We start from the raw sequence: 21819 nt of genomic DNA, 5'->3' as shown, positions 1-21819 counted from the left end.
TTATTCAAGCAGTTTTTATAGTTTTTATACACTAATATACATAGTAAAGGCGCAGACCTTTCGGTGGGGATACAACAATGAATAGAACACACGATCCTTTGCAAACCATTAGATGGCTGACATACATGATGTTTTTTATGTTTGCGATGACCTCTGATGCGGTTGGTATGATCATTCCTGAGCTTATCGAAGAATTTAATTTAAGCATGACCCAAGCCAGTGCTTTCCATTATGCACCTATGGCACTTATTGCTTTTAGTGGCCTGTTCTTAGGTTTTTTGGCCGACAGTTTTGGTCGCAAGCAAACCATCATGCTGGGACTCGGCATATTCACCATTTGTTGTTTTCTGTTCGCCGTTAGCAGTAGTTTTAGCATATTTGTAGTGCTGCTTAGCTGTATTGGTCTTGCTATTGGGTTATTTAAAACCGGTGCTTTGGCGCTGTTAGGTGATATTTCTAAAAACAATTTAGAGCACACAAAAACCATGAATTTGGTCGAAGGCTTTTTTGGTGTTGGCGCCATTGTAGGCCCTGCCCTTGTCAGCTTTTTAATCACCCAACAGGTAAGCTGGACCTACCTTTACGTTATCGCTGGTGTTTTATGCTTAATTTTAACCTTAATTGCTTGGCGTGCAGATTACCCTAAACCTAAAAAGCTTGAAGAACACGCAAAACCGGCCTCTCTTGCAACCACCATGAGTATGATGAAAAACCCATATGCACTGGGTTTTTCATTAGCGATTGCCCTTTATGTTGCAACCGAAGTGGCTATTTACGTGTGGATGCCTACTCTACTTGGCGATTACAACGGCCCTTGGCAATTACTGGCAACCTATGCACTGACCTTATTTTTCATTTTACGCGCTGCTGGGCGTTTCTTAGCGGTATGGCTTTTAAATCACTTAAGCTGGCAAGCAGCAATGCTGTATTTAAGCTTAGGAATTGCACTGTGTTATTTAGGCTTAATCTTCGGCGGCGTTGATTGGGCGGTATTCTTACTCCCTTTATCTGGGCTATTCATGTCGATGATCTACCCAACTTTAAACTCAAAAGGTATTTCTTGCTTTGCGGTGCAACAGCACGGTGCAGTTGCAGGGGTTATTTTGTTTTTTACTGCCCTTTCTGCGGCAGCAGGCCCATTATTAATGGGTGTGATCAGTGACTACTTTGGCCACATTCGTTACGGCTTTTATCTCGCAACAGGTTTCGCATGTTTACTGTTTTTAGCCATGCTATATAACTACTTACGAAACCCTGCTGAGCAAGCTTTAGCGCAGCACAGTGCATTAAGCCACTAAATAAAAGTCTTTAAAAATCAATTATCGAACATAAATTGTGCAAGTTTTTCGCTAAAAAGACTTGCACTGTGTAAAATTATTGTTATCTTTACTTAATCGATTAAGATAGCAATTTAGACAACAAACCATCTGGGATTGAGACGAGGCACATTATGACAACACACAAACATGCCCTTTATACATTAAGCGCGCTTGCATTAGCAGTAAGCCAAAACTTACACGCAGAAGAGCAAGCACAACCTGAGGCTAAAAAAAGCGGCCTTGAAACAATCGTTGTAACCGGTGTACCACGCCGAACAACCATCATGGCATCAAGCTCATCGGTTAGCAGTGTTACATTAGCTGAAATTGAAGTATCAACACCTCGTTCTACTGCAGAAGCCTTCAGAACAATTCCGGGTGTTCGTTCAGAATCAACTGGTGGTGAAGGTAACGCAAATATCGCGGTACGTGGTTTACCGGTTGCATCGGGCGGTGCTAAATTCTTGCAACTACAAGAAGATGGCTTACCAGTTATGCAATTTGGCGATATTGCCTTTGGTAACGCAGACATTTTCATGCGCTTAGATTCAACAGTGCAAAGTGTTGAATCAATCCGTGGTGGCTCAGCATCAACAGCAGCAAGTGATGCCCCAGGTGGTATCATCAACTTTATTTCAAAAACGGGTGAGAACGAATCAGGCAGTGTATCGACCACGGTAGGCCTTGATTATGATTCAATTCGTACAGACTTTGAGTATGGTACTTACCTAAACGACAGTGTGCGCTATCACATTGGTGGCTTTGTTCGCCAAGGTGAAGGCCCACGTGAAACCGGTTATACATCAAATAAAGGTGGCCAAATTAAGGCAAACCTAACCAAAGAATTTGATGCTGGTTATGTTCGCGTTTACTTTAAACACCTCGATGATAAGAGCGTAGGTTACCTACCTATGCCTATGTACTCAGATGGCGATTCAATCCCAGGTTTCGATGCGCAATCAGATACGCCGCATTCAGCGCTTTTCACACAAACTCTGCGTTTAAATGGTGATAACCAAATCAGCACAGGAGATATGACCGACGGTATGAACCCAGTTGTTACCTCAGTAGGTTTTGAAGCAGCATTTGATTTAGAGAACGACTGGCGCATCGAAAACCGCTTTAGAACATCATCAGTAAGCGGTAACTTTATTTCTCTTATTCCAGCTGAAGTCGCATCTGCAAGCTCTATTGCTTCTAGTATTGCTGGTGATGGTGCATCGCTTGTTTATGCTAATGGTGGTTCAGCAGGCGAAGCCTATGGCGATGACGATTTAGCAATGCGTATTCATACATTCGATGTAACGCTAAACGACATGGGTTCAATTGTTAATGACCTTAAGCTGACTAAGTCGTTCTCTGATGACACTAGCGTTACGTTTGGTTACTTTGCATCAAGCCAATCGATTGATATGTCGTGGCTATGGAACTCATATGTTATGGAACTAAAAGGCGACAACGCTGCATTACTTGACGTTTACGCTGCGAATGGCGACAGCTATTCAGATAATGGCTTGTACGCTTATGGTACACCTTACTGGGGTAACTGCTGTCAACGTAACTACGATACAGAGTACGAAACTCGCGCACCTTACATTAACTTAGCCACTAAGTTTGGCGATTTAAGCATTGATGCAAGTGCTCGCTATGATTCAGGTGAAGCGCGTGGTAACTACGCAGGTGCCGTAACATCAACAATTGATATGAATGGCGACGGTACTATCTCAATTCCTGAGCAAAGTGTTGTTGGTATTGATAACGCTAACCCAAGCATTGTTAACTACGACTGGCACTACAGCTCATACTCAATTGGTGCAAACTACCAAATTGATCCAAGCTTTGCGACTTTTGCCCGTTTAAGTAAAGGCGGCCGCGCAAATGCAGACCGCTTACTATTCGGTAAAGTAGAAGCTGACGGTTCGGTTGCCGAAGCCGATGCAATTGATGAAGTAAATCAATACGAAATCGGTGTGAAAAAACGTTTTGATTCGCTATCAGTATTTGCAACAGCATTCTACGCAGAAACTGAAGAGCAAAACTTCGAAGCAACATCACAAAAATTCTTCGACCGCGAGTACGAAGCAAAAGGTATTGAGGTTGAATCAACCTACTACGTAGGTGATTGGGATTTCCGTGGTAACTTTACTTGGACAGACGCAGAAATTGCTAAAGATGCGTTATCACCAGAGTTAGTCGGTAATACACCTCGTCGTCAAGCTGACCTTATTTACTCATTAATGGCAACTTACAACTTTGACAAAGGTGCTGCTGGTCTGAGCTTTATTGGTACAACAGATGCTTACGCACAAGACAGTAACGACCTTGAGTTTGATGGCTATACACAAGTGAATGGTTTTGTAAGTTACAATTTATCTGAAAACTTAAGTCTATCGCTTAACGTGAACAACCTGTTCGACACCGTAGGTATCACCGAAGCAGAAGAAGGCTCAGTACCAGATAACGACATTATCCGTGCCCGTACTATTAACGGCCGTACAACGTCGCTTACTTTAAAATACTCTTTCTATTAATTACTCTCCTCCCTCGTTTTAGCCCAGTTTTTACTGGGCTTTTTCGGCTTTAATAACCAGCTTTTCTACTACACTTAATCAAATAGTCGTAATTACCCTCTTTCTAATAAAAAACACTGATAATAAGTTAATACTTTGATCTATAATCAGCATGGGTAGGTATTAACCATATGAATTAGGAACATACATGTTTGTCTCTAGCAAAAGCCACTCTTTACTCCAAGATCAATACAACGCGCTATTAGCTGAAGTTGAGGCACTTAAAGCCGACAATCACGTATTACGTGACGAAAACGAACGCTTAGAAGCAAAATTACATCAGCAAGCTGATGATGCAGACCAACTGTTCCTTGCTAACTTATTGAATAGTTCGATTGAATGTATCACACAAATTGAGGGGGTGCGCCAAACTGTACTCGACTCATACCTTGTTATCGAAGAAGAAAGCCAAGTTACTTTACAAATAAGCCAACTACTAAACGACTCAAATAACGCTCTGCAACATATTGTCAGTGAAATGGCGAGTATGGCAGGTAAAATGGGTAGCATGACCAGTAACATTACGGGTCTGTCTGATATGGCCGATAGCATCAACACCTTTGTATCAACCATTTCTAAAATTTCTGATCAAACCAACTTACTTGCGCTAAATGCCGCAATCGAAGCTGCCCGTGCTGGTGAGGCTGGTCGTGGGTTTAGCGTTGTTGCCGACGAAGTTCGTACACTTGCAACCAACACCAATAAATCAGCCCAAGAAGTATCTGATCTAGTAAAAGAGATCATCAATAAAACTGGCGAAACGGTGACCTCGGTTGAAGATATCCAGCAAAATAACACTCAGCTTTCAACAAGTTTTGATACGCTAAACAATGACTATGGTTCTATCATGAATCACTGTAGCTCAATGAAAGAAACCATTATTAATGCAGCCACACGCTCATTTGTGCAAACCGTAAAACTAGATCATATTGTTTGGAAAGGTGAAGTTTACTCAGTTGCCAATGGCACAAGTAATAAGTCGATTGATGACTTTTCAGACCACACCATGTGCCGATTAGGTAAATGGTATAATTCAGAGCAATCAAATGGCTTCAAACAACACAATGCTTATCGTCAATTAGAAGAGCCACATCGTGAAGTTCATCGCAATGGTGTTGAAGCGTTAGTCATGCTGCAAACTGGCAATAAAGACGCAGCGATTAATCACATTAATAAGATGGAAGCAGCCAGTGAACGAGTCATGCATTTACTGGATCAAATCGCCAATGGCTAATGCCTAATTACTAAAAATAATAAAACCGAGCTACGATGCTCGGTTTTTAATCTATTTAAGCTAGTTATTCAACTAAGCCTTCTTGCAGTACTGGCATAACGCCTCCTTGCTGCTCTTGGCGCTTTACATAGCTAAACAACATTAAGCAGCCAAGGGCTAAACTTGCAGCTAGCATAGAGCCAAGGGTTGCAAACCTAAAACTATAAAACTGTGCAACAACCCCTGTTGCCCCTGCCCCGCACATAACACCCAATTTAATAGCGTTCGTGTAAAACGCAGAGGTAAACCCTATTCGCTCGGGAAGCTGATCTTGTAAGACGGTTAAGCCAATGCCCGCAAAAATACCGTAAAATAGCCCATTTAAAACTTGCAACGCGATTAAGTGCCATACTTGGCTGGCAAAAAACACCCCTAAATAAAATACAATTGCACAACAAAATGCCACTGCAAGCATCGCAACTTTATTGTATTTTTTAGCAAGCTTTGCCCCATACAGCATGATAGGAATTTCTAACAGTGCCACTACCCCCATAAACAGCCCGGGTGTATGTTCAGCAAACCCTAGTTCTGTAATGCTATAAAGCGGCAGTGCCGATGAATACATAATATTACCCGTTGAACCAAGCATAATAGCTAAGCCCAGCAACCAAAATGATAAACTCGTTGCGGCTGCAGGCTCTCTGCCATTTTGCGATTTTTGAGCGCTGTAGTCAGGAATAAACTTAAATGCAAAGATAAGTGCAACCAAGGCACACACCGCAGCAAAGTAAAACGAGCGGCTAAACTCGCCTCCAGCGGCTAATAAATAACCAAGCGGCGGGCCGCCGACCCAAGCAAAGGAAATAGCAGCACGTAAACGGGAATTAAAACTGGTAATGTCGATGTTCTGTTGACGCCCAGCCCATTGTCTTGCCACGGTCATCATTTGCGGAATTGCCGCATTGCCCATCGCAAGAAACAACACGCCTGCGAGCAATACTTGCCAAAATGCAGTGGCATTCGCAAAGGTCACTAACGCACACACCATACCTGATACAGCCACCATAAATAACTTTCGCGCACTGGTGCCTTGATCAGCCATGCCACCTAACCACTGACTAATAACTAACCCAGTAATGGTGACCGCCACCATATAAACACCTAAATACACGGGCGGTGTTTGCAACCCTTCGACAATGAATAAGCTCATCAATGGGTTAACAAATGCCCCCATTAACCCGGTTAGCATACTTAGAAGAATAAAAATTACACCATGCTGTTTCAGCAATGCTTTCACTCACAACCCCACATTAATACGACACGTGAACAGATATTTAAAGGGCGCAAATTATACACAGTTTTAGCGAAAACTTCATTTTGTAATACAAATAAAAAAAGCCCAGTGGGGAAACTGGGCTTTGAGCAGTGAAACAATGTTAGTCGAAGGACACTGTCACTGGGTTAGAACAAACAGTATCAGATACACAAACTTGATATTCATAGCTTGGTAACTCAGCTTTACGCTCTACATCGCGATAGAAACCACGATCAGCTACTGATTCAAGTAGTTCACCATTACGGTAGATGCTTACTTGATCAGCCACGGTTTGCCAGCTTAAATCAACACGCATAGTACCTAAACGTGTTTTGTTAGCACGTTTAACCGATAGCTCAATTTCAACATCAGATACCACAACCGTTTGCGTGAACGTATCTGTTTGACCTTCGCTATCTGTCGCAGTTAGCGTCACTTCATAGCTGCCTGCTTGTGCGTAAGTATGCATAGGATCAGCATCTGTTGATGAAGCACCGTCACCAAAATCCCACGCCCAAGCAACAATATCGTCATTGCTATCTGTGCTGGTATTAGTGAAAGTGACATCTAAACCTGATGTTTCAAATGCAAAGCCAGCTTGTGGAGGCTACGGGCTCACTTCACCAATAGCGCTAAACGTCAGTGACCAGCTGTTTAAAGTACCGGTATCAGCAGACAGTACGTCTTTGACATTGAGTACCCAATCACCTGTCGCAACTTCGCCATTAAAGTTAGCCAGCGAGTAGCTTTGTACTAGATCATCAGCACCACCGCCAGATTGGCTGTGAAGTGTTGCAGTTGTTCCTTGCGGCGACGTTAATGTGACGATTAAATCACCAATGTAAGTATGAGTAATATCAATACTTGCATCCGTTGAGAACACAGTAAGTTCATCAGCTACCGTAATCACCGAATCAATACCCGTGTCATTGTTATCTGGAATAGACACTGGTGTTTCATTTGAGAAAGTAAAGTCATTTAAGCCAACAGGGTTAACAAACAGTGACGCACTGCTTTGTTTAGCTAACTCACCTGATGTTGCATCAACAACAAAACTATAACTGCCCCATGCTGTTGCTTCTTGTGTTGGTACCGTTAGTGTAACTACATCACCAGGTACAGCTTCTGTTTGCGATAGTGTTGCGCCCGCTAAATCAGCTTGAAGTGCTAGGCTAACGACACCATCCCACTGGGCGATTGAACCAATTTCAAAGGTATATGTTGCAGTTTCACCAGCAGTAATTTGCTGTGAACTTGGCGACACCGAGATTTTGAAGCTTGGAGTCGGATCTGCTTGCTCAAGTGCTTGATTCACATTTAAGCGATTGCCAGACACTGTTTTGCCTTGCAGCGCTTCATTTTGGTCGCCGCTATTCATTAGCAACTCTTTAAGTTCAAGCGCTGATAAATCAGGGTTGATCGAAAGCACGAGTGCTGCTGCACCTGCAACATGCGGTGTTGCCATTGATGTACCAGAATAGCTAGCGTAACCATTGCCCGGTACCGTTGATAGAATTGCACTACCTGGTGCGCCTAAATCCACACTTGTTAAACCCCATTGTGAAAAGCTCGACATGTTATCTCTGTTGTCAGTACTGGCAACTGATAACACGCTGTCATGCTCGTAGTTAGACGGATAATGAGGGTTTTGATCGTTATCAACCGCATCGTTACCCGCTGCTGCTACAAATAGAATATCGGCTTGTTCACTTGCCGTAATAGCATCTGCCAGTGCTTGGCTAAAGCCACCGCCACCCCAGCTGTTATTTAAAACACGTACATTTACGCCTTGGTTTTTAAGATCAACCATGTAATCGATACACTTAATTGCATCAGAAGTTGAACCTGTACCATCTGCACTTAAGAACTTACAGCCCGCAATTGATACCTCATGGTTCACACCAACAACACCGGTGCCATTGTTACCTGACGCACCTATTGTGCCCGATACGTGAGTACCATGGCCTTGGTCATCCATTGGATCACCTGAGTCGGTAATCGCATTAATACCGTGCACGTCATCGATGTAACCATTACCGTCATTATCGATACCATCACCCGGAATTTCGCCAGGGTTGATCCATGCGTTATCAGCTAAATCTTCGTGGCTGTAATCAACACCGGTATCAATTACACCAACAACAACTTCGCGGCTACCGGTTGAGATTGACCATGCTTCAACTGCATCAATGTCAGCATCGGCGACACCACCTGTTTGACCTTCGTTGTGTAAACCCCACAACGAAGAAAAATCAGGATCATTAGGTACACTGGCAATCGATACACGGTAGTCAGGCTCTACATATTCAATAGCAGCATGGTTTTGTAGACGCTTGATAGCTTCTTTGCTGCTCATACCTGCAATTTTAAATTTAGCTAAACGGCCAGACAAAATAGCTGAATAGTTATCATCGACACCATCTTTGTTGATATCGCTGATGGTGGCTTTAACTAAGTTACGAGCATGGGCACGCATTGCAGCAGAGGTGCCTTTTTTATACATAACAAGTACAGAGTCTTCACTTGCACCAACGACGGTTGTTTTTGCTGGTGTGCTGATTTGTGCAGCACCTAAACATGGTAATAAGGCTAGGCTTAATACAGATAATTTAGTTTTCATATTTACTATCCATAATTTGTTGAACTGATCGAATCACTATGATCCGACCACCAAAGCTCATTACTTCTGAATGATGAATATCACGTGGCATATTTCATAAATGGCAAATTGCAGATAACAGGCAAGAAAAAAAATGATGCTAAGTTTAAATCCATACTTTTTTGCTGATTGAATCAATAAAAATACGTCCAATTCACACTTTTTTGTGAAAAAAGCACCCTCAATGATCCATCAATATTTCCCCAACTTTTTTACTACTTTTAAATCAAAACCCATACCAAAACCTAAACAAACACACATAACCAATTGAAAATAAATAATTTATAAAAACCACAAAAACTGATGATTTTATATTATTCCAAATCTGTCTAAAGTAATTTTCTTGTTATTTGTATGGCCTCATAGTCGCAAATAACAAAGTTGCTTCATTCACTTCTGATTGTTAGCTAACAGTTGAATATCACAGAAATTAATCCGGCAAGGCATGCTGGTACATGGTTCTAAAAGCGAAAATAATAATTTTAGAGCTTTGATTAATAATAATTTAAAGGAAATAATCATGAAGTTAAGAAAGTCTCTACTTACCTGTGCAATTACTATTGCGTTAGGTTCAAGCTTTGCAGCAAGTGCAAACACAGATGATAAAACACAATCTAGCACTGAGCTTGCAAGCCAAGTTTCAACACTGGGTGTATCAAACTCAATTACCCTAGATCAAGTATCGGTTACCGGTGTTGGTAACGATGCGGTTATTGCTCAACAAGGTACAGGTCATCGTGCAGAAACTGTCAGTGTAGGTGATGGCAACATGGTTGAAGTAAGCCAAGCACAAACATCTAACTTATCTCTTATCTACAACACAGGTGACGATAATACTGTTTCGCACAGCCAAAACGGCACCATGAATGGCGCATTATCTGAAACCGTTGGTGTTGGCAATGCTGTTCGCGTTGAGCAAGAAGGTGCAGGATTCTTTGGTGTTAACAACGAAGCTATCAACGTCATGGTTGGTGATGAAAATAGCGCAACTGTAACGCAAGGTGATGGTGGCCATTGGTTCTACAACTTTGACTTACAAGGTAACAGCAACACAATCAGCGCAGAGCAAAGCGGCTTACTAAATGAAGCAACGTTCAATGTAATTAGAGGTGATGACAACAGCATCGAAGTAATGCAAGAGGGTGTTTTCAATGCGTTTACCTCTGATGAAGTAATTGGCAACGGCAATGAAATTACTATTGACCAAACAGGTTTCTTCAACAGCGCTGAGCTTACTTCGCTGCATGGTGATTATAACGAAGTTGAATTTGAGCAAGATGGTGACTCTAATAGCGCATTAGTTGCAGAAATCACAGGCAATGACAACGAGGTTAAGTCTGATCAAGAAGGCAACAGCAACAGCTTTGAATCAGGCGTGATTGTTGGTGATGGCAATACATTATTGGTCAATCAAAAGCATGACAGTAATACCGCTGGCTTAGATGCTATTGGCAACGACAACGAACTCACTGCATTCCAAAATGGTAACGGTAATGATGTGTACTTAGGTGCTATTGGCGATAGCAATGAGTTTGTTGCTAACCAAATTGGTGACGCAAACAGTGCTCACGTTGCTAACTTCAATGGTAGCGACAACAACGTTGATATTGCTCAAGGCGGCAATGAAAACACTGTACTAGTTCAGTCTTCATACCCAGACGACTCACTCTCTTCAAACGATAATGACATTTCAGTTAATCAGCTGGGTGACCTTAACGAAGCGGCATTAACATTCGCAAGCGTGCTTGATAGCAACAACAACCAAGTTGCTTTCACACAAGTTGGTGAACTCAATGCCATCGACCTGATTATGGAAGGTAGCAACAACTCTGTTGATATTAGCCAAACAGGCTCAGAAAACTTTGTTGTAGGTATAGGTCAAAGTGCATTCTTGCTAGGTGGTGAGGGTAACTCACTTGTCGTTGTACAAGACGGCAACGCAAACCTTGTTGAAGGCTCAATGATTGGCTCTAACAGCACAGTTGTTATCACTCAACTAGGTGATGGCAATACCGCAACTGTAACCCAAGAATAATCGCTTAAGAGGGAGCCTTGCTCCCTCATTCCATTATGAAAATAAGAAACTTACTACGCATATGTTGCATCGTGCTTGCAGCTCAAAGTACGGCTAGTTATGGCGAAGACCTCGAAATCGATGACTTAGTACTCGATAGAAGTATTAGCCGATTTGGCCATCAATTTTATTTTGAGTTTGCCAACCTATGGCGCGATTTACCTTCAACAGCAGGTTTTAATATCGAAATAAAAGAAACGGTATTACCCCGAGCGGGGACTCGACTTGTCTTAAAAATGAATAACCAAATAGTGTACGTCACCTATCTAGGACGTCGCTTAGAGCCATTAGATGAACGTGTAAAACAAGCCATGTATAGCGTGATGGATGCCATGGCACGCAGTCAAATGCAGCAATCAACACCCGATATGGCAAAAAATGGATGGTAAAATGAAATACTTAACAACACTAATAATAATCCTCTGCCCTCTTTCTAGTTGGGCAACCGAACTCGTTTATACCCCAATTAACCCAAGCTTTGGTGGCAGCCCATTAAATGCCAGCATGCTACTTAATAAAGCGCAATCACAAAACAAGCACAAAGCGCCGGTTATCGAACAAACCTACGGGGAAAAATTTCAAGATTCGTTAGAGCGTACCTACTTAAATAGAATGGTACGAGAAATCACAGATATGGCATTTGGTGACGAAATCGACGACAGCATCTTTAATGGTGACTCGACCTTTATGACGGGTGATTATGAAATTCAAATTATCACCAGTACCAGTGACACAATCACCGTTAGAATTACCAACACCTCTGATGGCACAGTGACAGTAATTGAAGTACCGAGGTTTGGATAATGAAGACACTCACATTAGCAGCAATGGTATTACTTCTGTCGGGTTGTTCATCAATGGGCAATTTAATCCCGCCGACTAAACAACTAGCAGACTCTCTTGAGCCAACCGAAACTTTCCAGGCTTTGCAGGCCCTTCCTCAACCAATGGGAAGCATTCCTGTGTCAGTGTACTCATTTCGTGACCAAACTGGGCAATACAAACCACAGGCAAATGTAAGCTCATTTTCTACCGCAGTAACACAAGGCGCTAACTCTATTTTAGTGCAAGCATTGCATGAATCAGATTGGTTTATTCCGGTAGAACGCGAAGGTCTACAAAATATCTTAACTGAGCGTAAAATTATTCGCGCTGCGCAAGCCGAAAACGATAAGCTACCTGAATTACCACCGCTCACAACAGCAAAAATAATCTTAGAAGGCGGTATTATTAGTTACGACACAAATATCAAAACCGGCGGGATTGGTATGGAATACTTCGGGATTGGCGCATCAGAGTTATATCGTGAAGATGCAATCTCAATTTATTTACGCGCTGTCGATGTTCGCACAGGCCAAGTTTTGTTATCCGTCGCGACAAGTAAAAAAGTGCTCAGTCAAGAAATGCGCGCAGGCTTCTTTCGCTATGTGAGCTACAAGCGTCTTGCAGAAGCAGAAGCCGGATTCACCGACAATGAACCTATGAGTATTTGCGTAACACAAGCAATTGAAAAAGCGCTTAGCGACCTTGTATTAAAAGGTATCAACAAAGGCATTTGGTCTGCAAAAGCGGTCTAATTTAATGAGTATATTAGTGTGGCGCTGAACATCACAGCGCCCAATTTGAACTTTCTGCTTAATTATCGATCGAAATAAATACTTATAGCATTCAGTCAATTAAGTTTTATTTATGAAATGGATTACTTTCTCCAAATGCGCTTATTCTCTTATTGTTTTAGCCGCACTGATTACCCTAGTCATCACAATTGATAATTTTGACAGTTCAAAAAGCCTGCCAATTGGCTTTGTTTTATGGGGTATTTCGCCTTATTTATTAATGGCATGGATGGTTGAACACAGTAAAACAAGAGTGGCACAAATCGCCACGTTTATTGTCACTATTATGTGTGTCTTATTTGGTACTGTGACCATAGGTTCAATCTATTTTTCTCATGATGCACAATCAGCGCTGGTGTTTCTTTTTGCGCCATTATGGCAATGGCTGGGATTATTAATACTCTGTATTCCACTGTACTTTATGAATAAGCTCACATCTAAATCGAACCGAGGCTCGAATAATGGAAGCTAAACGGAAACACGATTTTGAAGGATACTTGCTCGAAGCTGGATTTTTAAGCATCGAGCAAGTGCTAAACGAGCTTTAATAGCAAACACTACCACAGGGATTAAACTGGTTATAGTTTGTTACTGTGTATTTTGCAAAGACAAACTCACTGCCATGTAATTTTGTGCCCAATTAGCCAGCTCCACGCGGTTACGCGATGCCGTTTTCTTGAATGCACTGTACAGGTGGGTTTTAACTGTATGATCGCTGATATTTAAACGCTCTGCGATATCTCGATTACTCGCACCTTGGGCAAGTAAGTGAATCACTGATTTTTCTCGTTTAGTCAGTAAGCTGAGGTCAATATCCGTATTTACCGAATCGTTACTAGCATTGAATTGGCTGCGAGACATTGCAGATAGCATATGGTTAAAGGTAGAAGAAATACTTTTACGGCTAAAAAACAGCTCGCCATTGATCACTCTGACCAGCCCTGCAAAAATATCTTCAGGTGATTGATCTGCAAAAAACACCCCTTTAATACCATTTAAAAGTAAGTTTTTTTCGCAAATTGCATTAGCGTCCGCATTAAAAATAACCACTAAATGTTGCTTAGCAAGTTGCACTAACTCTGCAGGTAGTAAGTCTTTCCAATGTGCGTCAGTGCTATCAATCAAATAAAGGTTAAACTCTTCGCGCATAGACTCTTGAGGCAAGCTTGCATCAACTTTCACACGCATAAAAAACGCATCGAGTATTTTAATTAAATATTGATAATTTTGACTGCGGTTTTGTAACCTTGGCTGTGTTTTTAGAAATACAGAAGTTGGTTGAATCATCTCATTTCTTCCTTGAAACATTTTATTCACAATACCTAATTTAGATACATGATTCAACCGTTCATAAGCCTTTATTTTGGCAATTTACAACATTGCTAACCCATTTGGATGGCCAGACACCAAAGTTAACAAAATGTAAACCAACAATACTCGCATCTCCCCTTTACAGTGAGTCATTAAGTAGTTTGTAAAAACGTGATGTTACACCGTTCGTCCAACCAAATCCTTGCTGTACTGTGTATTCGCCACCACCTGCACGGCTAACTAATTCGCACACATTGTACTTTTCAAGGAGGCACTTATCCTCTGCAAAACGCATTTCGATCATACTCAGCCAGTTTTTCATGATCGCCTGTGCCTCGCTGACAAAGCCATACTCTGTTAAACCTTTTACAGCGAACCATTGTAGCGGCGCCCAACCATTAGGACTATCCCATTGTTGTGATGTACTACACAATGTTGTCACTAAACCACCGGGCTTTAAAAACTCATTCATCAGTTTTTGCTTCACTTGTTGAGCTTGTTGTACAGATGCAGCGCCTACAAACAAAGGAACAGCCATTGCCATCGAATCGACACTACTTTGCTGATTGAGTCTAATGTTGTAATCACGATAAACACCCGCCTCAGAATTCCAACAATAGGTATTAATTGCATCTAAGCGCAGTGTAGCCAGCTCAGCAATCGACTGGCTCTTTTGTTCTTTACCAAGTAAACGGTAAAAACGAGATAACGTATGCTCTAAGTTATACAGTAAGCTATTCAAATCAACCGGTATGATATTGGTTGTTTCAATACTTTTTAGGTCACTATGATCGCTTAGCCAACGGCTACTAAAGTCCCAGCCAGACTCGCATGCAGCGCGAATATGTTGAAAATAACTTTGTTGCTGCTCAGTTGTTAGCCCTTCAGCGTCATGTAAATCTTCTTTTAATGACTCTGGACGAGGTGTTGCCGCACTATCCCAATATCGGTTTAAAATAGCCTTATTAGGCACTTTTACAACGCGCCTAATAGCAGGCGTTTCACTGCTAAGGTCGTTACAGCCTTGCATCCAAAATTGATACTCAGCTTCAAGTGCTTTTACCGCGTTTGCTAGCCAAGTTAAATCTGCTTCTTGTTTATATTTTGCGTCCCATAGCATCGCTATCATTAACGCCAAAACAGGTGGTTGCGAGCGAGAGCTATAATAAACTCGGTTACCATTTGGAATACAGCCATTACGTTCTTGTAGGTCTATAAAGTTATTAACCATGGCTTCAATGGTGGCTAGGTCGCCACAATCTTCTAGACCCAAGGCTGTAAAATAACTATCCCAATAATAAATTTCTTGAAAACGACCACCCGGTACAATGTAGTCAAACTGCAAGGGCATTAGTGAGCTTGCTAAATCTGTATCTGCATTGCGATGCAAGTGTGGCCATAAATCAAGAATATACTGTTTAACCGAAGTGGTATCTAATTTCGCAGTCGGAATAGTCTGATCAGCAAACAAAAAGTTCGACATAACAAATTCGCGCAGCTCATCACCTTTTAAAGGGCCTACAAGTTGATACAACTCACAAGCACTTTGCCAAGATAAATTTGGCACTGCATCGGCAAACATTTTTGAATCAGCAAACACTTCTGCTAGCTGTACGTCTTTAAATAATTGGCTATTAACGAAGTTCATGACAATCCCTTATTCTGCGCTTGAAGCCGCTTGATACTGTGGTTTTAGGGTAATTTTCTTAAAGATTGAAACGGTGATTAATAGCAAGGCTATTGGCACTAATGTGAGATAAAACGCATGCTGACCGCTAAATTTATCGAATACAAAGCCCGTAATAATTGAGCCTGTTGTTCCACCTAATGCTGAAAAAACCACAATTAAGCCTGTCATAGCCGCATGCTTGTGCTTAGCAAGTGAACTCAGCATGACAGAGTTAAGTAACGGGTAAATCGGTGCCATAAAAAAGCCAATCAACGGCAGCATGTATGCTGCAAAAGGCACATCAAACACACTTTTCACTTGGCTACCATCAACATCGTGAGTCAAAGGCAGCACCAATAATACGAGCATACCCATAGCGACCAAGCAGCCCATTAATAAACTAAACCAACTAATGAACCTAAGTACTTGCCCTGCTACCAAACGACCAAGCGCTAACGCAGCTGCAAACAAACTGGCAAGTTGGATACTGACATCAACAGGCAATTTTAAAACTTGGTTATTAAAGGTCGGCAGCCAAGTGCCCACGCCTTGCTCAATTAGTACATACATAAATGCACTAACAACAAAAATAAGCACAAGGGGTTGGTAAGTCAGCTTTAACATGTCAATAAAATCATGAAGCTGCGATTGCTGATTAGTTTTTAACTCTGGCGATTTTATTGGTGCCGCAAGCACAGAAACAAACGCCACCGCAACAATCGCTGCAAGCAAGTAATAAACATTCAACCAGTGGCTACTTTGCGGGTCATCAGCGTCTATAAATAACGCAAAAATCCAATAACCCGACAGCACACCTAGCATAAACACCCCTTCAATGGTGTTTAATAACGCTGAATGTTTATTAGCATTATCAGTCACTTGACCAATAACAGAGTAAACAGAGATTTTCATTACAGCAAAGCTGCAACCAATTGCGGCAAAGAGCGCTTTTAATACCCAAAAGTCGGCAATGCTCGGAACAACCAAGCACATCACTGCAACCAGTAATAAAGCGCCAAGCATGGCAATTTTATAGCCTATACGAGGGATAAATGACGCCACTAAAAATGACACAATGGCAATACTAAGATCCTTAAATCCTTCAAGAACAGACGCCTGAGTTTTGCTTACATCTAAGCTATTGATTGCTTGTAAAATAACAGTGCCCACACTATTGAGCATAATAGCAAAGACAAAATAGCTGCATGCCAGCGCGATAGTTATTCTTATAGGATTCATTCACTTCAACCTATGATTATTTTTATTCAGTCTAGTTTAGCGCAAAACAAAATGCAAACGTTTGCATTTAAAATTACACATATTGCTAACATTCAAAAGGCTTAGCGCTGGCTCGACTGCCTATTTACTAGTTCTATTTCAACAACTTGAGATTCTACCGACTGCCCTGCTAACTGGGCTAACAACTTTTCAACAAGAATAACTGAAGCGCGTTGAGTATTTTGTTTAATACTCGACAAAGAAGGATGACTGATATCTGCCATGGCAATATCATCAAAGCCCACAAGGGCAACGTCGTTTGGAATGCTGATGTAACGCTCTTTCAGGGCTTTCATCGCACCTAAAGCCACCATGTCACTACATGCCATAATGCCATCAAAGCACAGCCCTTTTTCTACCAACAATTGGTTAATTCCTTTATAAGCAGCACTACTAGTAATATCGATAGAAACCACGTGAGGAGTGGCTTTGGCTTCATTAATAGCATCTAAATAACCACGGTGGCGTTCACTAATTTCCGCGTGCCCAGGGTCACCTAAAAACAATATGTTTTTAGCGCCACTTGCCAATAAGTGCTCAGTCGCTAGGCGACCACCTAAATAATTATCGCTGCCAACAATTGGGTAACTGCTGGGTGTTTTTGGATCGCCCCACACAACTAGAGGAACACCAGCACTCGCTGCAGCTTCAATATTTGCTTGGCTTTTACCTTGGCCGACCACAATAATGCCATCGGCGCGGCGGCTATTAATAAAGTAATTTGCCCAATCATCGCTGGCCATAAACGAATTAGAAAGTAATAACTCTAAGCCAAATTTATTTAGCGCTAAATTTATTTCACCAACAATTTTAAGTAAGAAAGGGTCGTTAATAGACTGTTCTGTATCACCATCGAGGTTAATAATAACCGCAACAACATTGGTTTTTTGGGTGCGAAGGCGGCTAGCAGCCGTGTTTAAACTAAAGTTATGTTTTTTTGCTAACTGTTTAAGCTTGTCGCGAGTTTCCTGTTTTATCAATGGGTTATCATTGAGCGCACGGGAAACTGTCGACGTAGAAACACCGGCTAATTTCGCAAGATCGGCTAACTTTAATTTTCTATCATTCATGATACTGAAACACTGCTTTCCTTTAAAACATATGCTGGCAATATACCACCATTTCGACCAAATCGCTGCGCCAAAGAGCATAATATTTTTTCAGTAAGCAAAACAGACCAACTCATCCTGTGGGTAAAAAAAGGACAAAAAATTGAAAAAACAAATTGCAAACGTTTGCATAAATCTTTATGGTTTATAAAAGCAAGGTGTTAACAATTGCAAAATATTCGCTAATACATTGCTTTCAACAACATAAAAAATGGGAACACACAATGACAACTACATACACACGCAGTGCGCTAGCCTCTGCTATTTTGCTAGCTTTGAGTGGCCAAACAGTTATGGCCGAAGAGCAAACTGAGCAACCAGCTAAAGAAAAAGTAGAACGAATTATTGTATCTGGTACACCTGCAGGTATTGGCGTACGTAAAATTGATGCTGGCTATGCAGTAACCAATATCGATGCAGATCAAATTGTTAAATTATCGCCAAAAAGTACAGCTGATTTATTCAAAGCCGTGCCGGGTGTGTGGGTAGAAAGCTCGGGTGGTGAGTCTGGCGCGAACGTATTTGTACGTGGTTTCCCTGGTGGTGGTGATGCACCATTCTTAACATTAAGCCTTGAAGGTTCGCCAATTTACCCTGCGCCTACTTTGTCATTTTTAGAAAACTCGTCGTTATTCCGTTTAGATGAAACAATTGAAACGATGGAAGCATTACGCGGTGGTCCAAACCCTGTTGTATCAAATGGCCAACCAGGTTTAACAACTAACTTCCGCCTTAAACGTGGTAGTGAAGATACCGAAGGTGTATTCAAATACACAACTTCAGATTACGACTTACAACGCATTGACGCTATGGTAAGTGGTGAGATTTCTGATGACTTATTCTTCATGGTGGGTGGTTATGTTAAAAGCTCTCCAGGTATTCGTGATGCTGGATTCACATCAGAAAAAGGCAGCCAGTTCACAATTAATATCACTAAAGAATTAGAAAACGGCACCATTAATTTATACACACGTCAAACAGACGACCATGGTGCTTGGTACTTACCAACACCACTAAATGTTGACGGTGTTGACGCAAGCTACACGCAGTTGGGTACTTTAAATCGCCAAGCGACTATTTACACAGGCACAAATAATGACGAGCAACAAATCGACTTAGGTGAAGGCCGTGGTTGGAAAGGTCATGTTTCTGGCGGTAGTATCAAACTTGAATTCGATAACGGTTGGAGCTTCACAGATCGCTTCAACATCACCAAAGGTGATGCAAACACGTATGGCTTAGTACCGGCAGGCTCTGCAACAACCGTTGGTGCAGTGGCTGATAACGGTGAAACAGCAACAGGTGCAGTAACTGGCACAGAATACGATGCAGACACGGCGGTTCAACAACTTGGTCGTTGGGTGGTATTAAAAGAAATTAGCGCATTCACTAATGATTTAGCATTTGCTAAAAAGCTTGATAATTTATCACTGGCCTTTGGTTATTACACAGCCAGCACATCAGCAAATGACTGGTGGAGCTTAGGTAACACAGCGTATCACGTCCTTGAAGCAGGCGGCGAAATGCTAGACGGCATCGAGTGTAATGCAAGTGTTGATGGTTGTGACTTCAACTACGATATCAACTCTACAGGCGATGCACGTACCAATGCCTTTTACACAACAGCTCAATATAAATTCAACGATGACTTTACGCTTGATGCCGGTGTTCGTTTTGAAAACCACGAAGTGGAATACTCGGTTGATGAAGGTCTTGATGGCGTAATCGACAAGTCTGTTCAATATGACGAAAGCAAAACATCGTGGACAACGGGTATTAACTACTCAATTAACGATGACATGGGTGTATTTGCCCGCGTAAACCGTGGTTACAAAATGCCTTACTTTGACGACTTCCGCGATAACTTTAGCGCATACGAAGGTGGTGAAAAGTTAATTAAAGAAGTAACACAAGCCGAGTTTGGTTATAAGCTATTAACTGATAGCACCGATTTCTATGCAACATTCTTCACTAACGAAGTAAAAGGTGACACCTTTGTTCGTCGCCCTGGTGTACCAGCTGAAATCTTAACCAACGAAGCATACGGTATTGAGCTTGATTATAACTACAACCACGAATCTGGTTTCTCAGTTAACTTAAACTCAACGCTTCAAGAAACAGAAATCACAGAAAGCCCAAGCAACGAAGGTAACGAAAGCCAACGTCAACCAAAATGGCAAGTACGTGTAACACCAAGCTATGACTTTGAAGTAAGCGATATGTATGCAACCTTATACGGCACAATCTCAGCGGTTGATGATCGTTGGGGCGACAACGAAAACACTGTTGTGTTAGAAGGTTACGAAAAAGTAGACATTGGCTTAATTGTTGAGCCTATGGAAGGTATTAAAGTGCAATTAGCAGTTGATAACTTAACTGACGAGCAAGGTATCACTGAAGGTGACCCTCGTAATGCTGATGCACCGAATGGTCGTTACATTATGCCTCGTACTACACGCTTAAGCATTAGCTACGAGTTTTAAGCGATTCTCCCAAACCCCTTGATTGAAAGAATCAATACCCAAGCCACAGTGTTTTATAACCTGTGGCTTTTTTGTTTTACAATCAAGAACTGTAAATGCTCTGCTAAAGACTTATGTGATTCAAGAATTAAATGCACACCTTCTTGCTGGCAAGGCGTAGCGATTGCTGTGATATCCAAAAACAGAGTTTGCTGTTTCACACACACTTCAGAAAAAGCCTCAACTAGCTCGCTAGACTTTGCAGCCGCTCCAGCATAAATAGATTGATACGCGCCAACCTCATACACCGCTGGCGGGCTTAGTATCATTATTTTGGGTAATTCGCGGTGCAGATAGTAGTTTTTTATATCTAAAATAAGTGCTTCTAGTGCGTTGGCAATATCAGCAGCCGACAGTGCAAAACGGCGCTTTAAATCATTCGTGCCGAGCTGAATAACAATCACATCTAAATGATAAGCCGCTAAGTAAGGCTCTAGGTATTTAATGCCCAGTTTATCACCACTAAAAGGTGGGTCGTTCACCAGTGTACGATTGGGCTGGCCGGCTTCAATAACTTGGTAGCCGGCACCTAGTTTAATACCCAGTAAACTAGGCCAGCGCTCATCGGCTGCAAAGCGCTTACCATCGACGGGCGAAATACCATAAGTGTTTGAGTCACCAAAACATAAAATATTCATTAGAATGGATTCAATGTGTAACCTTGCTGCTGCAACTGTGCATGCGCGGTCATTGCCGATAACGCCATTTGCACACCAGGAATAAGCTGCTGCTGTTTTACCTTCATGTGCGTTGCAGACTGCCCACACACATACACAACGGTATTATGTGCCAACAATTGTGAGATCAATTGCTGATTTTTATTGTCACTGTCAAAGCGCTGTTTATAAAAACTGTTTTCCAGTACATCAACACTTGCGCCACCATGCACAACTAAAGCAAGTTGAATGTTCTCAGGCTTCACACCATGGGCTATATGCATATTAATGAACCGTGCTAATGAGTTCATTTTGTTATTCTGCGCCCCTTTTTCTGCCGCATCAGCTACATCAAATGCCACTTTGAAAACCGTTTGATCAGAGATTTCTGCATGGTTTGGCACATCATAATAAAAACCAAAACCTTTAATAGCAGGCTCAGCTTGCTCTGCATGACTAAACGAAGATAATAAGGCTAAAGATAAACCTAACAGTGTTGATTTCATAT

General features: G+C 41.7%; 16 protein-coding genes and 1 pseudogene. 9 read left to right on the top strand and 8 right to left on the bottom strand.

What is annotated here, in order from left to right:
- Nucleotides 1-77: 77 nt before the first annotated feature.
- The 3 genes from WA256_RS13980 to WA256_RS13970 all read left to right on the top strand — a co-directional run bounded on the left by WA256_RS13980 (nucleotide 78) and on the right by WA256_RS13970 (nucleotide 5123).
- The gene (locus WA256_RS13980; RefSeq protein ID WP_335992422.1) at nucleotides 78-1298 is read left to right on the top strand and encodes an MFS transporter; all 1221 of its coding nucleotides are present in this window, start codon (nucleotides 78-80) and stop codon (nucleotides 1296-1298) included.
- Nucleotides 1299-1450: 152 nt separating this feature from the next.
- The gene (locus tag WA256_RS13975) at nucleotides 1451-3850 is read left to right on the top strand and encodes a TonB-dependent siderophore receptor (RefSeq protein ID WP_055021615.1); all 2400 of its coding nucleotides are present in this window, start codon (nucleotides 1451-1453) and stop codon (nucleotides 3848-3850) included.
- A gap of 187 nt (nucleotides 3851-4037) precedes the next feature.
- The gene (locus WA256_RS13970) at nucleotides 4038-5123 is read left to right on the top strand and encodes a methyl-accepting chemotaxis protein (protein WP_058584668.1); all 1086 of its coding nucleotides are present in this window, start codon (nucleotides 4038-4040) and stop codon (nucleotides 5121-5123) included.
- A 64-nt stretch (nucleotides 5124-5187) separates the two neighbouring features.
- Here WA256_RS13970 and WA256_RS13965 read toward each other — a convergent pair whose 3' ends face one another.
- Both WA256_RS13965 and WA256_RS13960 read right to left on the bottom strand, forming a co-directional pair.
- Nucleotides 5188-6399 carry a sugar efflux transporter gene (locus tag WA256_RS13965; RefSeq protein WP_332393461.1) on the bottom strand — a complete coding sequence of 404 codons (1212 nt, stop codon included), beginning with the start codon at nucleotides 6397-6399 and terminating at the stop codon, nucleotides 5188-5190.
- A gap of 139 nt (nucleotides 6400-6538) precedes the next feature.
- Nucleotides 6539-9037, bottom strand: a pseudogene (locus tag WA256_RS13960) (S8 family serine peptidase).
- A 559-nt stretch (nucleotides 9038-9596) separates the two neighbouring features.
- On the opposite strand from WA256_RS13960, the gene WA256_RS13955 reads away from it, so the two are divergent.
- The 5 genes from WA256_RS13955 (at nucleotide 9597) to WA256_RS13935 (ending at nucleotide 13238) form a co-directional block, all read left to right on the top strand.
- The gene (locus WA256_RS13955; RefSeq protein WP_063529713.1) at nucleotides 9597-11111 is read left to right on the top strand and encodes a curlin; all 1515 of its coding nucleotides are present in this window, start codon (nucleotides 9597-9599) and stop codon (nucleotides 11109-11111) included.
- 35 nt (nucleotides 11112-11146) lie between these two features.
- Entirely contained in the window at nucleotides 11147-11539 is a 393-nt protein-coding gene (locus WA256_RS13950) for a curli production assembly/transport protein CsgE (RefSeq protein WP_335992432.1), read from the top strand.
- The gene (locus WA256_RS13945; RefSeq protein WP_054562528.1) at nucleotides 11529-11954 is read left to right on the top strand and encodes a curli assembly protein CsgF; all 426 of its coding nucleotides are present in this window, start codon (nucleotides 11529-11531) and stop codon (nucleotides 11952-11954) included. Before WA256_RS13950 ends, WA256_RS13945 begins: the two co-directional genes overlap by 11 nt.
- Nucleotides 11954-12727, top strand: a complete 774-nt coding sequence (locus tag WA256_RS13940) for a CsgG/HfaB family protein (protein ID WP_054562529.1) — start codon at nucleotides 11954-11956, stop codon at nucleotides 12725-12727. The genes WA256_RS13945 and WA256_RS13940 overlap by 1 nt, the downstream gene beginning before the upstream one ends.
- 112 nt (nucleotides 12728-12839) lie before the next feature.
- The gene (locus WA256_RS13935; RefSeq protein ID WP_062565803.1) at nucleotides 12840-13238 is read left to right on the top strand and encodes a hypothetical protein; all 399 of its coding nucleotides are present in this window, start codon (nucleotides 12840-12842) and stop codon (nucleotides 13236-13238) included.
- Nucleotides 13239-13354: 116 nt separating this feature from the next.
- Here the strand turns inward: WA256_RS13935 and WA256_RS13930 are convergent, their stop codons facing one another.
- The 4 genes from WA256_RS13930 to WA256_RS13915 form a co-directional block, all read right to left on the bottom strand.
- Nucleotides 13355-14053: a helix-turn-helix transcriptional regulator gene (locus WA256_RS13930; protein WP_062565804.1), complete on the bottom strand. Its 699-nt coding sequence runs from the start codon at nucleotides 14051-14053 to the stop codon at nucleotides 13355-13357.
- Nucleotides 14054-14216: 163 nt separating this feature from the next.
- Nucleotides 14217-15725 (bottom strand): trehalase family glycosidase, encoded by a 1509-nt coding sequence (locus tag WA256_RS13925; protein ID WP_062565805.1) that lies wholly within the window; start codon nucleotides 15723-15725, stop codon nucleotides 14217-14219.
- A 9-nt stretch (nucleotides 15726-15734) separates the two neighbouring features.
- Nucleotides 15735-16985 (bottom strand): MFS transporter, encoded by a 1251-nt coding sequence (locus WA256_RS13920; RefSeq protein ID WP_062565806.1) that lies wholly within the window; start codon nucleotides 16983-16985, stop codon nucleotides 15735-15737.
- Between the two features lie 101 nt (nucleotides 16986-17086).
- Nucleotides 17087-18094: a LacI family DNA-binding transcriptional regulator gene (locus tag WA256_RS13915; protein WP_335992409.1), complete on the bottom strand. Its 1008-nt coding sequence runs from the start codon at nucleotides 18092-18094 to the stop codon at nucleotides 17087-17089.
- 263 nt (nucleotides 18095-18357) lie between these two features.
- Between WA256_RS13915 and WA256_RS13910 the strand changes: the two genes are divergently transcribed.
- Nucleotides 18358-20616, top strand: coding sequence for a TonB-dependent receptor (locus WA256_RS13910; protein WP_335992407.1), 2259 nt, complete (start codon nucleotides 18358-18360; stop codon nucleotides 20614-20616).
- Nucleotides 20617-20669: 53 nt separating this feature from the next.
- Here WA256_RS13910 and WA256_RS13905 read toward each other — a convergent pair whose 3' ends face one another.
- Entirely contained in the window at nucleotides 20670-21293 is a 624-nt protein-coding gene (locus WA256_RS13905; RefSeq protein WP_335992405.1) for an SGNH/GDSL hydrolase family protein, read from the bottom strand.
- Nucleotides 21293-21817 carry a DsrE family protein gene (locus WA256_RS13900; RefSeq protein WP_058584657.1) on the bottom strand — a complete coding sequence of 175 codons (525 nt, stop codon included), beginning with the start codon at nucleotides 21815-21817 and terminating at the stop codon, nucleotides 21293-21295. The genes WA256_RS13905 and WA256_RS13900 overlap by 1 nt, the downstream gene beginning before the upstream one ends.
- Nucleotides 21818-21819 lie beyond the last annotated feature (2 nt).

This window comes from Pseudoalteromonas sp. CH_XMU1449-3, assembly GCF_037027245.1.
Classification (GTDB): domain Bacteria; phylum Pseudomonadota; class Gammaproteobacteria; order Enterobacterales; family Alteromonadaceae; genus Pseudoalteromonas; species Pseudoalteromonas shioyasakiensis.
The sequence above is the reverse complement of the archived record's forward strand: the minus strand, read 5'-3'. Positions and strand labels throughout refer to the sequence as shown.

Coding starts and splice junctions, on each gene's coding strand:
- WA256_RS13980 (WP_335992422.1), top strand. CDS start 78: ATGAATAGAACACACGATCCTTTGCAAACCATTAGATGGCTGACATAC.
- WA256_RS13975 (WP_055021615.1), top strand. CDS start 1,451: ATGACAACACACAAACATGCCCTTTATACATTAAGCGCGCTTGCATTA.
- WA256_RS13970 (WP_058584668.1), top strand. CDS start 4,038: ATGTTTGTCTCTAGCAAAAGCCACTCTTTACTCCAAGATCAATACAAC.
- WA256_RS13955 (WP_063529713.1), top strand. CDS start 9,597: ATGAAGTTAAGAAAGTCTCTACTTACCTGTGCAATTACTATTGCGTTA.
- WA256_RS13950 (WP_335992432.1), top strand. CDS start 11,147: ATGAAAATAAGAAACTTACTACGCATATGTTGCATCGTGCTTGCAGCT.
- WA256_RS13945 (WP_054562528.1), top strand. CDS start 11,529: ATGGATGGTAAAATGAAATACTTAACAACACTAATAATAATCCTCTGC.
- WA256_RS13940 (WP_054562529.1), top strand. CDS start 11,954: ATGAAGACACTCACATTAGCAGCAATGGTATTACTTCTGTCGGGTTGT.
- WA256_RS13935 (WP_062565803.1), top strand. CDS start 12,840: ATGAAATGGATTACTTTCTCCAAATGCGCTTATTCTCTTATTGTTTTA.
- WA256_RS13930 (WP_062565804.1), bottom strand. CDS start 14,053: ATGATTCAACCAACTTCTGTATTTCTAAAAACACAGCCAAGGTTACAA.
- WA256_RS13925 (WP_062565805.1), bottom strand. CDS start 15,725: ATGAACTTCGTTAATAGCCAATTATTTAAAGACGTACAGCTAGCAGAA.
- WA256_RS13920 (WP_062565806.1), bottom strand. CDS start 16,985: ATGAATCCTATAAGAATAACTATCGCGCTGGCATGCAGCTATTTTGTC.
- WA256_RS13915 (WP_335992409.1), bottom strand. CDS start 18,094: ATGAATGATAGAAAATTAAAGTTAGCCGATCTTGCGAAATTAGCCGGT.
- WA256_RS13910 (WP_335992407.1), top strand. CDS start 18,358: ATGACAACTACATACACACGCAGTGCGCTAGCCTCTGCTATTTTGCTA.
- WA256_RS13905 (WP_335992405.1), bottom strand. CDS start 21,293: ATGAATATTTTATGTTTTGGTGACTCAAACACTTATGGTATTTCGCCC.
- WA256_RS13900 (WP_058584657.1), bottom strand. CDS start 21,817: ATGAAATCAACACTGTTAGGTTTATCTTTAGCCTTATTATCTTCGTTT.